Source organism: Clostridiales bacterium (assembly GCA_015243575.1).
In the GTDB taxonomy this organism is placed as follows: Bacteria; Bacillota; Clostridia; order Peptostreptococcales; family Anaerovoracaceae; genus Anoxybacterium; species Anoxybacterium hadale.
The window spans coordinates 226,505-243,176 of record CP042469.1 but is presented as its reverse complement, the minus strand read 5'-3'; the positions used below and the strand labels follow the sequence as shown (position 1 = coordinate 243,176).

15 protein-coding genes are annotated in these 16,672 nt (G+C 46.5%); 6 read left to right on the top strand and 9 right to left on the bottom strand.

Annotation, left to right across the window (positions count from 1 at the left end; translation table 11 throughout):
• Positions 1-177: 177 nt before the first annotated feature.
• Positions 178-654, top strand: coding sequence for an acetyltransferase (locus tag FRZ06_00970; protein ID QOX62021.1), 477 nt, complete (start codon positions 178-180; stop codon positions 652-654).
• A gap of 149 nt (positions 655-803) precedes the next feature.
• Here FRZ06_00970 and FRZ06_00965 read toward each other — a convergent pair whose 3' ends face one another.
• From FRZ06_00965 to FRZ06_00935, 7 genes are all read right to left on the bottom strand, one after another.
• A complete protein-coding gene (locus FRZ06_00965; GenBank protein QOX62020.1) occupies positions 804-1,394 on the bottom strand; it encodes a hypothetical protein in 591 nt (196 codons plus the stop codon).
• A 180-nt stretch (positions 1,395-1,574) separates the two neighbouring features.
• Positions 1,575-2,819 carry a mechanosensitive ion channel family protein gene (locus FRZ06_00960; GenBank protein ID QOX65784.1) on the bottom strand — a complete coding sequence of 415 codons (1,245 nt, stop codon included), beginning with the start codon at positions 2,817-2,819 and terminating at the stop codon, positions 1,575-1,577.
• 116 nt (positions 2,820-2,935) lie between these two features.
• Complete coding sequence (locus FRZ06_00955; GenBank protein ID QOX62019.1) at positions 2,936-3,346, bottom strand: FMN-binding protein; 411 nt, start codon at positions 3,344-3,346, stop codon at positions 2,936-2,938.
• Between the two features lie 142 nt (positions 3,347-3,488).
• Positions 3,489-4,295, bottom strand: a complete 807-nt coding sequence (locus tag FRZ06_00950; protein QOX65783.1) for an ABC transporter ATP-binding protein — start codon at positions 4,293-4,295, stop codon at positions 3,489-3,491.
• Positions 4,296-4,410: 115 nt separating this feature from the next.
• The gene (locus FRZ06_00945; protein ID QOX62018.1) at positions 4,411-5,499 is read right to left on the bottom strand and encodes a PhnD/SsuA/transferrin family substrate-binding protein; all 1,089 of its coding nucleotides are present in this window, start codon (positions 5,497-5,499) and stop codon (positions 4,411-4,413) included.
• A 21-nt stretch (positions 5,500-5,520) separates the two neighbouring features.
• Complete coding sequence (locus FRZ06_00940) at positions 5,521-6,294, bottom strand: ABC transporter permease (protein ID QOX62017.1); 774 nt, start codon at positions 6,292-6,294, stop codon at positions 5,521-5,523.
• A 128-nt stretch (positions 6,295-6,422) separates the two neighbouring features.
• Positions 6,423-7,328: a LysR family transcriptional regulator gene (locus FRZ06_00935; protein QOX62016.1), complete on the bottom strand. Its 906-nt coding sequence runs from the start codon at positions 7,326-7,328 to the stop codon at positions 6,423-6,425.
• A 336-nt stretch (positions 7,329-7,664) separates the two neighbouring features.
• Here FRZ06_00935 and FRZ06_00930 point away from each other — a divergent pair, with 336 nt between their 5' ends.
• Together FRZ06_00930 and FRZ06_00925 are read left to right on the top strand one after the other, a co-directional pair.
• A complete protein-coding gene (locus FRZ06_00930) occupies positions 7,665-9,767 on the top strand; it encodes a nucleotide pyrophosphatase (protein ID QOX62015.1) in 2,103 nt (700 codons plus the stop codon).
• A gap of 187 nt (positions 9,768-9,954) precedes the next feature.
• On the top strand, positions 9,955-10,812 hold the full coding sequence (locus FRZ06_00925) for a 4Fe-4S dicluster domain-containing protein (protein ID QOX65782.1): 858 nt from the start codon (positions 9,955-9,957) through the stop codon (positions 10,810-10,812).
• 59 nt (positions 10,813-10,871) lie between these two features.
• Here FRZ06_00925 and FRZ06_00920 read toward each other — a convergent pair whose 3' ends face one another.
• Positions 10,872-12,041, bottom strand: coding sequence for an MFS transporter (locus FRZ06_00920; GenBank protein ID QOX62014.1), 1,170 nt, complete (start codon positions 12,039-12,041; stop codon positions 10,872-10,874).
• 304 nt (positions 12,042-12,345) lie between these two features.
• Here FRZ06_00920 and FRZ06_00915 point away from each other — a divergent pair, with 304 nt between their 5' ends.
• From FRZ06_00915 to FRZ06_00905, 3 genes are read left to right on the top strand one after another with little or no spacing between them, the layout of a single operon-like run.
• Positions 12,346-13,236, top strand: coding sequence for a helix-turn-helix domain-containing protein (locus tag FRZ06_00915; GenBank protein QOX62013.1), 891 nt, complete (start codon positions 12,346-12,348; stop codon positions 13,234-13,236).
• A 35-nt stretch (positions 13,237-13,271) separates the two neighbouring features.
• Positions 13,272-15,551: a molybdopterin-dependent oxidoreductase gene (locus FRZ06_00910; protein ID QOX65781.1), complete on the top strand. Its 2,280-nt coding sequence runs from the start codon at positions 13,272-13,274 to the stop codon at positions 15,549-15,551.
• Positions 15,529-16,005: a 4Fe-4S dicluster domain-containing protein gene (locus FRZ06_00905; protein ID QOX62012.1), complete on the top strand. Its 477-nt coding sequence runs from the start codon at positions 15,529-15,531 to the stop codon at positions 16,003-16,005. The genes FRZ06_00910 and FRZ06_00905 overlap by 23 nt, the downstream gene beginning before the upstream one ends.
• Before the next feature lie 61 nt (positions 16,006-16,066).
• On the opposite strand, the gene FRZ06_00900 is transcribed toward FRZ06_00905, so the two are convergent.
• Positions 16,067-16,627: a DNA-3-methyladenine glycosylase I gene (locus FRZ06_00900; protein QOX62011.1), complete on the bottom strand. Its 561-nt coding sequence runs from the start codon at positions 16,625-16,627 to the stop codon at positions 16,067-16,069.
• Positions 16,628-16,672 lie beyond the last annotated feature (45 nt).

Here is a 16,672-nt window from a genome sequence, read left to right as displayed (position 1 = left end):
AAACCAGCCCGAGAAAATCATAAGACAGGAGGAAACTATATGCTGTATTACATCAGATACCCATGTTAATATTCTGTAAACATCCGAGGTCCTCCATGGAATCCCTGATTCAACTCCAAAAATATCATCTATCATTTTAATAAGTGTTGATTCAGCACTTTCTTAGGAGGAAATCGTATGGAACAGTTAGAATTAAGAAGATTTACGGATGAGGATCTTCCACGATTCAGCGCCTGGCTGAAGAAGGAATATATCCTGAAATGGTATGAAGACCCTGACGCATGGATGGCGGAAACCAAAGGACGATCAGCAGAATTCAGCTTCATCACTCATTTCATCGCGCTCTACGAAGGGAAACCTATTGGTTTCTGCCAGTATTACCCTTGTACGAATGCGGGGGAGGAATGGTACGGTGAAATTCCCGCCGAAGGAAGCTATAGTCTTGACTATCTCATCGGTGAGGAAGAATATCTCGGAGAAGGCCTGGGGAAGGGCATCATTCAGTTGCTTATCAACGAAGTGTTTCAGCAAACGAATGCAGATAGAATTATTGTCCAGCCGGATTCAGAAAATGGAGCATCCTGTGGAGCGCTCCTGGCAAGCGGTTTTCGCTTTGACGAACGGAATCAACTTTATCGTAGAAACAAAGAATAACTTCCATCTCAGTAGTTATAAACCTGAGAAAGCCAGCGTCTTAGACTCTGGCTTTCTCGATATGGGAACAATCGACTTTGACAGTGAAGAAGCCAAAACAATTGCTTGCTTTGGCTTCTTTTTCGGGCTGCCGTAAAGCAGTTTGAAATCTATACGCAATTCCGGCATCCCGGTTCTGTCTGTCTGCTATAATAAGCTCTTACATTTCCAACCCAATCCAGAAAAGTCTCTTTCCAAAATACACTGTTGAAAAACTCTGTGATGTCATCCGGCGTATTTAAATTGAAGGTTACAATGTTGAGCGGTGCCGCTCCGATTTGCAGGATTCCTCCGAAAACGCCATTCATACTGACTCCATTTTCTACAAAGATGGCAACGGGGAGCCCCTGCTGAAATGCCATGGAAGGTTCTATCTGCAGATACGGGCTGCTTAACCAGAAATTCTGGAAGGTTTGCTCTCCGGGAGACCCTGGCCTCGAAACTGCTTCCGGAACAAAGGATCGCCTGAAGGCAACCGCCATGAGTCCATAGCTGCTCAAGATCATCCTTCGAATTGAAGTCAGCGGTGTCTCGGTATACTGATCTGATCTTCCCAATGTTCTGGGAAACAGGAGATTCGCTCTGGTTTGAGCAATTACGCCGTCCAAAAACGCGGCCTGCAAGGCATTATACGGCGTGGCATAACTTAGAAACGTTGGAATCCGATACAAGGCATTGCTTGTATCCTGAAGATTACTCATAAAAAATCACCCTTCTGTAGTTTCCTACGCTATATAATATGAGTAACCACAGAATGGGTTTCTAAATTCTTTCCGTCAGATAATACAGAAATGCTGCCAATGGCATCCCCATCCCTACAAGAGGCGCATCTGTCCCCAAACGAAAGAGCGGCTGCAAGAAGGACAATGGCTCAGTTCTGCCTAATTGTCTATTCCTGCGTGCAGCCTTCGTAAATCATAACCGGTAGGATTCTGGTAGATCCGAAGATCGAATTCCGGTACAACTGCCAGAATATGATCGAAGAGATCCGCTTGTATAGACTCATATTCCGCCCAGTCCGTCTCACTCAGAAAGGCGTAGATCTCAATCGGAATCCCCTTCTCCGTTGGTTCCAACTGGCGAACCAGCCTGGTCATACTACTATGAACTTTCTGGTGGTTTTTTAGATAATTGTCAACATAGGTCCGAAAGGTGCCGATATTCGTCAGGTGCCTTCCATTTACAATGTCTGTCAGATCCATTTTCATGGATTGGTTATATGCTTCTATCTCTGTAATTTTGTTATCAATGTAACGTTGAATGTAATGAATTTTTCGGTATCGGTTCAGCATCTCTTCATCGCAGAAGCGGATGCTGGTCATATCAATGTATATTGCCCGCTTGATTCGTCTTCCGCCGGATTCCTGCATCCCACGCCAGTTTTTGAAGGATTCTGTCACCAGTGCATTGGTGGGAATCGTGGTGATGGTTTTATCCCAATTCTGAACCTTTACCGTATGAAGCGAAATTTCCATCACTTCTCCGTCTGCACCGTACTTAGGCATCTCGATCCAGTCTCCAAGCTTTACCATGTTGTTTGCCGTCAGCTGTATTCCCGCAACAAAACCCAGAATCGAGTTTTGAAAGATCAGCAGAAGCACCGCTGTTGCAGCACCAATACCGCTGAGCAGCAGCAGCGGGGACCGTTCAATGAGGGTAGAAATGATAACGATGATACCGATGACATAGGCGATAATCTCCAGAACCTGCAAATATCCTTTGATAGGCCGCTCCTTTGATACCTCATAGTTTCTGTAGATATCATCCACTGTACTGAGCAGCTTATCAACGGCCAGAAGGATCACGATTACAAACGCGCAAAAAGCAAGTCGCTGAATCCAATCCGCAAACGCAGGGAATACAGGTGCGAAAGCATGGATGACAAAAATGGGAACGATTGCCGAGACCCGTTCCAAAACCTTGTTCTCAACCAGTATCATTCCCCATTTCGAATGGGTCTTTGCCACAAAGGTTTCAAGGATTCTAACAATTATTTTTCTGGTTATAAAGTACGACAAAGCACTGATCAGCAAGATGATCAGCGCAGACGCTATATTAGAAATGGTATAAGATAGTTCTTCATTTATTTCGTATTTCATCAAATAGTCTGCTACGAATTCCGTCATATGTTCTCCCTTTGCGTTGATCTTGTCTTTCATATATTCAGAAGCGTTCCCGCTCCAAAAACCAACTTTTGAAATTAGTATACCATATTCCGGATGAAACATCGCAAATTTTCCTGTCATACACCGGTAACGCCCTTTTCCAGAGCGTTTTCTACCGCTTTCATAATGATCCTGCTGCTGTTTGTCGCACCCGAAATTGCATCAACATCCGGTTTTTGTTGTTTCAGGATCTCATCCACAACCGCCTCGCCGGCCTTTCCCCGGTCATTTTTATGTTTCATCAGCTTGATATCCGTAATTTTGCCTCCTACCACGGTAACCTTCACCGTAGCCGCAACCAGTCTGGCGTCACAGCTTCCCGTATAGGTTCCATCTTTCACTCTGCTCAAATCGATGGATTCAATGGACAGCTCCTCCACAGCCTTTTTATAATACATTACATCAAGTCCATTTCTCGCCCCGTATCCCAAACCGATCAGCAGTACCGCTGCCAGCAGAATATAAATCAATTTCCTCTTCTTCCTCATTCCAACCTCCCATTTTGCGACCTTTTACCAAATCTATGCAGTCAGTATATCGGATCATTCTTAATCCAGAAAGAAAAGAAGATTAAAATTCCATTAGAAAACCGCTTCAGGATATCATCCCCCAAAGCGGTTCATTCCAGGATCATTGTTCATTGATTAGTCCTAAGATATATTTTCTTTTTTGATGGAAGGCTTCCGTATATCTGGCGTCGTCGGAGTTTTCCTCAATGAATTCCTTCGTAAAATGTGCAGGAAAATCGGCGATAATTTTACCCGGTCTTCTGGACATGACCAGGATTCTTGTTCCAAGAAGCAGGGCTTCGTCCACATCATGGGTAATAAAGAAAATGGTTTTTCCCGTGTTCCACCATATTTTTCGGATGAGATCCTGCATTTGTTCTCTTGTCAATGCATCCAATGCGCCAAAGGGTTCATCCATTAGCAGAATGTCTGGATTATTGATCAAAGCGCTGGCGATGGCCGCTCTCTGCTTCATTCCTCCCGACAGTTCATACACCTTTTTCTCAGCAAAATCGGTCAGCCCCACTTTTGCCAGATAGGTCTCCACCTCCTCCGCAATTTTTTTCTTCGGTACCTTTTGCATCATAGGTCCAAAGGCGATATTTTTCCGTACCGAATACCATTCATAGAGGGGCGGATGCTGAAACACAACACCTCGATGGGCGTCGATACCCTTGATCTCCTTTTGGTTTAGTTTGACCGTTCCTCCTGTGGGAGAAAGGAAACCGGCCAAAATATTCAGCAGAGTACTCTTCCCGCAGCCGCTGGGGCCCATCACGCATACGAACTCTCCGCGATAAATATTTAAATTAATCTTATCGATGGCCGGCGCTGCATCTCCCCCTTTGTCATACGCAAGGGTTAAAGAATCCATAGAAATCAGCTCATTAGCCGTCTCGAAAAAATTTTTCACGAATCCATCTGTCATTGTTTTATCTGTCATTGGCCCCCTCTACCTTCTCCTTTAAGACTAGTATCTTAACAAACCTCAATTTCGGTTTTCGCTTACCAAGGCACTGGCGTCCTCCCTGCTATGAGGCACACTATTTTATTTGCAAGGCAAGTTCTACAAAGCTTGGATCGATGGCATCCTCAAAGGTCTTGCTTTCTGGTGCTTTGCTGATATTTCCCTGGGATTGATGAAAGTCCGCAATGGTTTTCAGTGTGACAGCCAGTTTTCCCTTTTTCTCCGCGGTTCCCAGATAGTCAGCGCTCAGCTGCTCCTCCCCGGACACCCAGATATTGTCGTCAACCTGACCTTTCGCATTTTCTACGGAAATCCCTTCCCAATCAGCCACAGCTTGTGTTGCCTTCTCCGAATCCCCTTTTACGAGGCCATAAACATCCAGTAGTGCCTTAACATACTGACTCACCAAAGTGGGATATTTCTCAGAAAATGCGGTACTGGCCACTGCAATTTCCGGAATCAAAACGCCCTGCGCTGCCAGCTCACCATCATTTGTAATGATGCTGCCGCTCTTGCTGCATTCGTCCAGAGCCGGACTCCAAATATAGGCTGCATCAATATCTCCTCTGGTCCATGCGGCAACGATATCCTGACCTCCCATATCCAGCAGGGTTGCATCATTTGGGCCAAGACCCGCAAGCTCAAGTGCGTTCAGCAAAGCATAATGAGATGTCGTACCAAAGGGCGCCGCAATGGTCTTACCCTTTAAATCAGCAACCGAACGGATCCCCAGATCATTCTTTACCACCAAAGCTTCGATATTTCCTCCCTGGACGTAGGGCGCAAAGACGACCTTGTAGTCAATCCCGCTGGCGATGCCAAGGGCAATGGGAGAAGATCCGAAGGATGCCACATCCACATCTCCGGATACGACGGCGTTATTGATATCCGTACCTGCCGAATAGGTCACAGCGTTGACTTTCACACCAATCCCGCTGAAATAATTCTCCTGAATGAGGATGGCAGACTCCGGACCGCCTTCTATGACCCCGATGTTGATCTGATCAGGATAGATTTCCCCAGTAATGGGGTCCTTTTGAACGTCTGACGAAGCCGTCGGATTGCCCTCTGCACTTCCCTCAGCAGACTTAGCTCCGCAGCCCGACAGTTGCACTGCCAAAAGGATAACCAACCCGATGATAAATAATTTTTTGGATAATTTCATTGTCTAATACCTCCCATATGTTTAATTTTTACCTTTCCAAAATACAATTTTTGTTTCAATGCAGAGCAGGATTTTATCAAGAAGAATTCCCGTGATTCCCATGATGATAATTCCCACAAAGATCACATCACTCCTAAGGTACTTGCTTGCATCAAGCACCATCCAGCCGATTCCCGACACAGCCGCGACCATTTCTGCTGCAACTGAAGTGGCATAGGCAACGCTCATGGCATTTCTCAGTCCTACAAAAATATCAGGCAGTGCCGCTGGGAGGATGACATGCAGAAAGATCTGCCCCCGATTGGCCCCTAGAGTTCTTGCTCTGTTGATATAGTCCTGCTTCACCCTGGTAACGCCTGCCACACAAGAAACGAAAATTGGTGCAAAAGCTCCCAGAAACAGCAGAAAAATCTTCGAATTATCTCCGATTCCCATCCAAAGAATGATGATGGTATAATAGCCCAGTGGCGGCAGTGGCCTGATAAAAGCGATAATCGGTTCGAAAATCGCTCTGATCTTTTCCGAATAGCCGCTGAGAAGACCCAAGGTGATCGCTGTAATTACTGCGAAAAAGTAAGCGATAAAAAGCCTTCTTAAGCTGGCTCCCAAATGCTCCCATAAGGTGTGCCCTTTGTAACCATTTTGAACCAGATCCAGGAAACTGGTCCAAATTGCTGCGGGTGAGGGAATGATGATACTTGAAATTCGATTGTCCCAGGTTACCAGCACCCATAAGATTAAAATCACGACGCCTGTCAGTATACTGACGGTATATTTTTTATGAATCGCGTTAATATCAGTTCCCTCCTAATACATAGTAATCATATATGATTTTATGTGATTACTTTAACTCAAAATAGATTGCATTGGAATATCCTTTTCTTCCATATGGGGTATCAAATATTTTCATGACCATTCATCACTTACGCGTTTATGGTTTCTACGGTTTCTTTGATCCGGTTCAGGACAACTCTATCGATCTTCTTTGTTTTATATTTCGTGCTCTCCACATAACCAACCTCAAACCCAAGGGCCTTATCGGATATGGGCAGCCGCCTGATCCAGCCGCTTTGTACATAGAAGTCATATTCCGACATATATCTGGGGAAAAAAGCGACATAATGATTATGGGTGATCATACTTTTGATGGAATCCAGATTGTCCGTGCGAAAGACAATGTTCGGCAGCTGATCCGTTCCGATCATATTGGTCAGACCGCCGTTGTATTTTCTAAATTCATCCCGATAAGCGATATATGGCTCCTTCAGAAGCTCGCTGTATGTAATGCTTTCCTTCTCCCAGTAGGGCGACTTCGCTCCCACATAAAGCACATATTCGTCCTGAAACAATGGCGTATAGCGAAGGTCTGTATTCCGCTCAAGCTCCCCATAATTGATCAGAATGCCGAATTTAGAAATACCTGCGGAAACATTGTGTGCCACCTGGCTGCTTTCTCCTGTGGTGACAGAAAGCAAAATCTCTGCAGAGGTTTCACTTAATTTTTGTAGTGTGATGGGGATAATCCAGTCGCAGATACAAGGGATACAGCTAATATTCACCTCACCTGCGTTGCGCTGATCTTTTGACATCTCATTGATCTCGTCAACCGCCTTCAGGATATCCTCTGTCTTCTGAAGCACCAGCTCCCCGATTTGCGTTGGTGTCACACCGGCATTGGTCCTTCGCAATAGCTCAATGCCCAGCTCTTTTTCCAAATTGATAATGGAATAGCTGATGGAGGACTGGGACATGAAGTTTTTTTCAGCTGCTACAGAGATGGAATGATATTTGGCAGCTTCTTTAAATAGGTATAATTGCTCGAATTTCACAATTTTTCACCTCTCTACGGTTGATTTTTTATAAGAATTTGTAATAGCACTATATTTATCAGGTATTCATATATATATAGTATGATTTAATATTTAAGGTTACTATAACGATTTTCCTTTCTTTCGTCAAGTGGTTTTTATCTCCTGTGTTTTTATCTCCTGCTGTTTCTACCTCCTGTTTCACATGCCTCCTGACCCTCTCAATTGTTCGTAATCCTTCTTTCAATGAATTTTCCTTGTATATCGCTATTTTCGATACCCGGTATTCTTGTTTTCCCCCTATTCATATATGATAAAAACATTTACTATGGTATCAATGGAATAAAGGAGGTAATTATGAATCGCACGAAAAGAACAAAAAAACTGATCGTTCTCGGTATTGACGGCATGGACCCTGTTACTGCAAGAAGAATGGTCGATGAAGGCAAGCTGCCGAATATAAAAAAATACCTTGAACGGGGTTCTGCCAGAACAGGTCTGGATATGCTTGGCGCGCATCCCACAATCACCCCGCCCTGCTGGACCACGCTGGCCACCGGCGCTTATCCAGGCACACACGGCATCACATGCTATTGGAGACAATCACCGGACAGTTTGGATGCAGTCGTCTACAATATGGATTCCCGTAACTGCAAGGCGGAACCGATTTGGAATATCACCACAGAGGCAGACATGAAAACGCTGGTCTGGCATTGGCCGGGCTCGTCCTGGCCGCCCACATCTCAAAATCCGCTGCTCCATGTTGTTGACGGCACTCAGCCAGGGTCTGTCAATATGGGCGTTGCGCAGATGGATTGGGAGAAAATCATCTATGCATCAAAAAATACAGATGGCCTAAGCTTTATTCCCCATACACAGAAAGCTGCCGGTGTCGGCTGCAACATCACTGATATCCATGAGGTATTGTCATCCAATGAGCGCGGTCATCGCAGCAGCGCCGAAGAGGGTTCCAATTACGGCTTTGCTCAGGATGCCGATGATGAAATGATGGAGCTTTGGTGGGGGGATGCCGCAAGAAAAGGCGGTGAGATCAGAACCTATGTAAAGGATCTGGACGATACAGAAATGATGATCGGTGCCAAGGTTGCTTATGACAAGGTTTTTTCTCCCATCAAACCGGCATCGGATTGGACAGCGGCCCCAGAAGAGGCACTGGAATTTTCCTTCCTGATTTCTGCGGGAACGGTATCCCGATATGGTTTGATAACAAAAGATGATTCCGGAAACTATGGAGTGGTTTCCCTTTATCATTCCAAATCAGCTGCCTCTCCCTTTGCCGTCATTCCTGTTGGTGAAATAATCACCAAAGTTGATAATGCAACAAAAAAGGGGATTACCAAGCCATGCTGCAGATCTTACAAGATCCTGGAGCTCAGCCCCGATGGTACAGATCTTCGCCTCTGGATCAGCAATGCCCTTGATACAACCAATAACATGCTGTGGCATCCTTCATCGGTTCATGATAAAATCCTGAAAGAAGTAGGTCATATTCCTCCGGTCAGCCTCATCGGAGGCGAGGATTCCGAGCTGGTTGATCAGGTATTTGAACCCTCCTGGGACAGCTACTGCCAGTGGCAGGCAGACTGTCTGGAACACCTGATTGATACAGAAGGCTACAGTGTGGTGCTCAGCCATTTGCATAATATCGATTGCGCAGGTCATCAGATCTGGCATCTTGGAAAGACGCTGACGCCATGGAGCCATACCGACGAAACGGTTTATCAGGCATTGATGGAACGCTTCTATCTGCAGACAGACAAATACCTGGGCCGCTTCCTGCATTATCTTGACGAAGGTTTCACCATCCTCATCGTCTCTGATCACGGGCTGCTGGTCGGTGAAAATGTCCCTCCCATTTTGGGGGAATACGGCGGGTTGAATACCGGTGTTATGGAGGAATTGGGCTATACCGTACTGAAGAAAGATGGCGAGGGCAATTCTATGGACGAAGTGGACTGGGAGAAAACCCGTGCGGTTCAGATCCGAAGCAACTATATCTATATCAATCTGCAAGGCAGGGATCCCTACGGCATCGTAGATCCGCAGGACAAATATGCTCTGGAAGAACAGATCATATCGGATTTATACCAATACAGGGATCAATCCACTGGAAAACGAGTTGTGGGAATTGCACTGAGAAATAAAGATGCGATCCTCCTTGGCACCAACGGACCAGAATGCGGCGATATCTTCTTCACCATCGAGGAGGGTTTCAACCGGCTCCACGGTGACGGGCTAACCACCGCTGAAGGATATTATAATACCTCTGCAGCACCGGTGTTCATTGCTGCCGGACAGGGCATCAAAACAAATTATGTAACAGAACGAGTGATTCGTCAGGTAGATGTAACACCTACTATGTCGGTTCTCCTTGGTACCCGAATCCCCTCTCAATGCGAAGGGGCACCCATTTATCAGATTCTGTCAGAAGAACTGTAAATCATAGATTCGTAAACTTTAACGCACTTGACCATAAAAAGAACCCATTATATAATGACCTGAGAATATGGTTTTCATAGGAACGTTTCAGGTGATGCAAACATTAAGTGTCATCGATCGTGATATATTTCACACAAGGGATCATCTTATGTCTGTCCTGAAAAATAAAAATGAAAAGAGAAACAATATGGCAATGGATGAAAAAGAGCTGAAAAGCAGAGGCTTTTTAAAACAGATTCAAGACCAGCGTTACTCGCTGCGAATTAAAATCGTGGGAGGCCAGGTCACAGCGAAACAACTGAACAGTGTTTATAAACTGGCAAAAAAATATGGAAACGGCGCCGTGCATCTTACCGCAAGGCAAAGCATAGAAGTGCCTTTCATCAAAGAGGATGAGATCGATGCCGTACTTGAATTTCTCGCTCAGGAAAAGATGGAACCGGCCTCAACCGGTCCCAAAGTCCGAACGATTACTGCCTGTCAAGGCAATGGGGTCTGTCAAAGCGGACTCATCGACACAGCCCTCCTCGCCAGAGAGCTGGATGAACGGTTTGGAGGAAGACCGGTTCCCCATAAGTTCAAACTGGGCATCACCGGATGCCGAAACAACTGCCTGAAGGCCGAAGAAAATGATATTGGTATCAAAGGAGCTATGGTCCCTGCATGGACCGGCGAAAACTGCACTTACTGCGGTCTATGCCAGAAGCTTTGCCCTGCAGACGCGATTCTTGTGGATCAGCCTAATAGGCAGCTTTCCTTCCGAAAGGAAAACTGCTTGAGTTGTGGAAGATGCCTTAAGAAATGTCCTCGGAGTTCCTGGCAGGGAGAGAGCGGATTCGTCCTCTATTTCGGCGGATTATATGGCAACCGCATCGTCATCGGCAGGCAGCTTCTTCCGGTAATTCACTCAAAAGAGAAACTGTTTCAGATCATTGAGGCTGCGTTGCAATTGTTTGACCAATACGGAAATAAAGGCGAACGGTTCAGCACCATGCTGGATCGCATCGGTTGGGATATGCTGAATGAAAAAGTGAAGGATTTGTAATCAAAATCCTTCACTTTTTTACTTTCAAATATTTGTGTACCAACGATATTAACAACAATTTAGTGGAGTAATTGAGCTTCCTTCCGATTGCAAAATTCCACCATGATCATCATGGCAACAAGATATACCAGCAGTATCAATGGGTATAGAACGCTGCTGATGTTGCCGATGAGAAATCCGCATAGAAGCGGTGAAACCGTATTTCCCACATAAGCGCAGGCCATCTGCAGCCCCATCATAGATTGAGACAGTTCTTTTCCAAAGCGGTCCGGCGTCTGGTGAAGCAAGCTGGGGTAAATCGGTGCACACCCCATTCCAATGAGGATAAAGCCAGTACAAACGGTCAGATAATGAACCGCGAACCAAAGAAGGACAATCCCAATCAATCCGATGCCTTGACCAAGGCGTATCATGGTCTTGTTGCTGAAACGCATTGTTAGGAAACCGCTCAGAAACCTTCCTCCGGTTATGCCAAGATAAAATAAGGCGATAGTGGATGCAGCAAGTTCGGTGGGAAATCCCTTCTGCATCACCATATAGCTGCTTCCCCAAAGCCCAGCTGTCAGTTCCAAAGAACAGTAACAGAAAAAGGCAATCAAGATATGTTTGACTCTCGGAACGGAAAGCAGCCTTCCAATACTGATCATGGAGGTATTTTGCTGCTCTAATTCCTGCACTTCACCCGCACGCTTCCATAACGGGAGAGAAAATATCAGTGCTGCAGTCAGTACAATCTGAATGATGGAAACAATCCCGTAGCCATAATGCCATCCCAGTTGATTTGTCAGACAGGCTCCCATGATATAGGGTCCCAGGGTTGCTCCGACACCCCAAAAACTGTGCAGCCAGCTCATATGCTTTGCCTTGTAATGTGCTGCAACAAAATGGTTCAAAGCTGCATCAACAGAACCGGCTCCGAGACCGTAGGGAACCGCCCAAAGAAATATCAACCATATATTATGCGACAGAGCAAAGCCCATCAGAGCAATTGCGGTCATTCCAACACTGATGGTAGTCAGCTTTCCCGTTCCCAGTTTCCGTACCAAGCGGGCGCAAAGCAAGCTGGACACAATGGTGCCTACGGCGATGATTAGTGAAATAACACCAGCATAGGAAACAGGTACTGAAAGTTCCTGATGCATACTCGGCCAGGCAGACCCCAGCAGTGCATCGGGCAAACCCAGGCTGATGAAAGACAGATATATGATCACAAGCAATAATTGAATCACGTAATACCTCCTGCTGTTCCTCCGGGAATCGCTGATTCGCGCTTCCCAGGGCGTGCCCAAAAGTTGCTTGTGCCGGTCTGAGCGCCCACGATTTGCGGTAGACAAGGCGCAAATTTGAGCATGTAGTGGCACTACATGCTCAAATTTGTAACACACGGTATCCCACAAATCGGAGCGTTCAGAGGGGTGCAATGGATTTTCAGACACGTCTTAATCCGATATTTAAAGATTACCGCCTTTTTCGCCTTGTTACAATATGATTTTGGACTTATAATATAAGAAAACCGACACAAGGAGAAGACCAATGCCATTGCAGCAATGCGGATTGAATTTAAACCGAGATCGCCGGGAGCTAAAGCCTCATGGAACGCTGGATTTTCCATGTGCTGCTTATTTTTCAGACTATGCAGATGTTTTATACGACGAATTTCCGTGGCACTGGCACGACGAAATGGAGTTCATCTATATTATCAAAGGAACACTGAAGCTCCAGGTACCGGGAAAATCCCTGATCGTTTCTTCAGGTGAGTCCGTCTTTATCAACGCAAAAGTACTGCACACCGGCACTTCAGAGGATCTTTGCGAGAAGCTCTCCCTTGTGTTTCATCCCGAATTGATGGGTGATGAAACGTCTGTCTTTTCACAGAAATACGTTACTCCGCTTCGGCAGCTGCAGTCTCTCGATTGCTGCCTCTTTCGTCCAGGTCAGCAGTGGATGCGCGACATCAACGAATATTTGATTCATATCTTTGATTCAATGAAAGAAGAAATGATCGGTTATGAATTTGAAGTGCGGGAGAGCCTTTCCCGTATCTGTTTCATCATGTACCGCCAATTTCTGCCCGAACCGGGAGATCATCACACAAAGCCGGATCAGGATCAGCTTCGAATCAGAAAAATGCTGGCATTCATACACGAGCATTATGCAGAAAACATCGTATTGCCTGATATTGCAGCCTCCGTAAATATAGGGGAACGGGAATGCCTCCGGTGTTTTCAGAGAGTGATTCAGGTTTCGCCGATGCAATACCTTCTGAAATATCGAGTGATGCAGGGGGCTTCTATGCTCCTACGAAACAGTACAGACAGCATCACCGATATCGCCCGTTCCTGCGGCTTTGAAAACCCCAGTTACTTCACGCTGATGTTCAAACGGTACTTCAAAACCACACCGAGAGAATACAGAAAAAACTAGAGAGGCAATGTATGAAAATTAGAAAGAGCAAAGACATGAAAATAGAATACTTGTCAGAGGGAGATCAAGAAGAACGGGTAGTACGCTCCTCCGGCGCACTGAACTGCGGAGGCAGATGTGTTCTGAAGCTCCATGTCAAAGGGAATACGATCGTCCGAATTTCAACAGAGGATGATATTCCTGAGGAAAAGGCGCTCCAGCTAAGGGGCTGCCTTCGCTGCCGCGCTTACCGTTCCCATATGTATCATCCGGATCGAATCCAATATCCACTGAAGAGAATTGGAAAACGAGGCGAAGGAAAATTCCAACGGATCACCTGGGAGGAAGCGTTAAATACCATCGCAGAGAATCTCATCGCTGTTCGGAATGAGTTCGGCCCGGATGGGATCTATTTGCCCTATGCCACCGGAAATCCGGGACTGATCAGCGAACGTACATGGATGCGCCGATTGCTTGGGCTCTTTGGCGGCTACCTGTCCTACTATGGCTCTTACAGCTCTGCCTGTACCCAGGCAGCAACCCCCTACACCTACGGAACCACCGCAACGGGCAACAGCAGAGAAGATATATTAAATTCCAAACTCGTGATTCTTGTGGGCTGGAATCCCGCTGAAATGATCAGCGGCACCAACACTGCATATTATTTAAGGAAGCTTCGCGAATCCGGAACGAAGATTATCTGCATTGATCCCATGTATTCCGCAACTGCAGCGACGCTTGCCGACCAGTGGATTCCAATCCGTCCAACCACAGACAATGCGCTGTTTGACGCGATGGCCTATGTGATGGTAAAAGAAAACCTTCAGGACCAGTCGTTTCTCGATCGTTACTGCCTTGGTTTCGATGAAGAACACATGCCGGAGGGAATCCCTTACGGAAATTCTTATAAAAGCTATGTCCTTGGACTAGGCCCCGATGGGATTCCCAAGACGCCGATCTGGGCAGAAGCCATCACAGGAATCCCTGCTGAAACCATCACGGCCCTTGCGCGGGAATACGCTACGGTGAAACCTGGCGCTCTGATTCAGGGACTTGGCCCCCAGCGCCATGCTTACGGAGAGCAGATCGTCCGGGGAGGTACGGTTCTGGCTGCCATGACCAGCAATATAGGAATCAGCGGCGGCTGGGCTTCCGGCAGCGGCTACGCAGCACGGGATCCTTTTGTAGCCTCCATACCTTCGATCAATCCCAATCCTGCGCAGATATCCATGTTCTGCTGGCCCGACGCCATCCTGCGCGGAAAAGAGATGGGTCCGGAGGACAGCGTACGGGGTGCAGACGGACTCAAATCCAATATTAAACTCTTGCTGAATCTGGGAGGCAACTGCCTGATCAATCAGCATTCCGATATCAACAGCACGAAAAAAATACTGGAGGACGAGGAGCTCGTCCGCTTTATCGCAGCCAGCGATCACTTCATCACACCCAGTACAAGGTTTGCCGATATTCTTCTTCCTTCTGACAGTATGTATGAGCGGGATGATATCATCAAACCCTGGGACCCGGATGATTTCGTTCTTTTTATGAATCAGGCGGTTAAACCTCTGGGGGAATGCCGCAACGGATATGATTGGATCAGTGATCTGGCCGGGAAGCTCGGCCTGCGGGAACCGTTCACTGAGGGCAGGACGCTTTCTGACTGGCACCGATATCTGGTCGATAAGACAGCGGAAAAGAACCCGGGTTTTCCAGATTACGAGACGTTCAAACAGCAGGGAATCTATCGATGGGAACATGCAAAGCCTTGCATTGCCTTTGAAGCTCAGATTTCAGATCCTGAGAACAATCCGTTTCCCACACCTTCCGGCAAGATCGAAGTCTTTTCCAAAGCTCTCTGGGAAAAACAACAGAGCGATATTCCTGCGGTTCCAAAGTATCTCTCGGCCTGGGAAGGTCCGGAGGACGAACTGACCCAAGAATATCCGCTTCAGTGCATCGGTCACCATACGAAGCGCAGAGTTCACTCTACCTTTGATAATTCAGAACTCATGGAAGAAGTGGAACCCCATGCGGTTTGGATCAATACGAAGGATGCCGAAGCAAGGTCGATCCTCAGCGGCGACCGGGTGAGGGTTTTCAATTCACGGGGTATCGTAAGCCTTGCGGCGAAGGTCACCGTCCGGGTTATGCCCGGCGTCGTATCCATTCCGCAAGGAGCATGGTGGACGCCCGATGAAAACGGAACCGATACACGAGGCTGTGTCAATACACTGACAAAATATCAACCAACGCCTTTGGCCTTTGGAAATCCGTCCCATACCTGTCTGGTTCAAATTGAAAGGGAGGAAAACGATGAGCATGCAATTGACCATTGATTTTAACGAGAAATATTGCACCGGCTGCGCAACCTGTCAGATTGCCTGCAAGGATAAAAACAATTTAAATCCGGGAGAGTTCTTTCGAAGGGTGACCGAATACGAGGGGGGCAGTTACAGAAAAGTTGGAGAAACCATCCTTCCCGATGTGTATACCTACTGGAGTTCTGACACCTGCAAGCACTGCGATAATCCCGATTGTCTGGCGGCATGTCCTTCATGCGCGATAACAAAAAATCCCGAGAACGGGATTGTTGTGCTTCATTATGAAAGCTGCACCGGATGCAGGAGATGTGAACGAGCCTGCCCCCATCATGCCATTGCGTTTCTATCGGCACTTGGCAAGGCAGGGAAATGTGATTTCTGCAGGGATCTGCGTGATCAGGATCAAGATCCGGCCTGTGTATCGGCCTGTCCCATGCGGGTGCTTAAGGTTCAGACAGCGCTGCGTTAATTCAGAATCAGGGGTTTCCAGTATAAGCAAAAAACCCCTGCCCTGTAACTCACAGATGTTGCTATCTATGATCCGTATGATAAGGACATTCTGCAATGTGATCATCCACAAGGCCCACCGCCTGCAGGAAAGAATAGACGATCACGGGGCCTACAAATTGAAAGCCCCTTTTTTTCATATCTTTACTGAGTTGTTCTGATAAGGGCGACTGAGCGGGCATTTGCCCCTCGCTGTCCCAGCGGTTAATCACAGGTTTTCCGTCCACATAGCTCCATAAAAAAGCAGAAAAGCTTCCGAATTCCTTTTGGATTTTTTGAAACGCAACCGCATTATTTCTAACTGCCCTGATTTTCATACGATTTTTTATAATTGGAAATCCATCCTTAATTTGATCCAGTTCTTCATCGGTTAAATTGGCGCAGTAATCAACATCAAAATTGCGGAACGCTTTTTTGTACGCTTCCCGTTTATTGATGATGGTGCTCCATGACAATCCTGCCTGGGCCCCTTCTAAATTCAGCATTTCAAAGATATATCCATCGTCATGACTCGGCTTGCACCATTCCCTGTCATGATATTGTTTCATTAATTCATTGTTTCCCGGCCATGAGCATTCGCGCATAGAAGATCCTCCTATCTGATTCTTATCGATTCAGTATACCATACA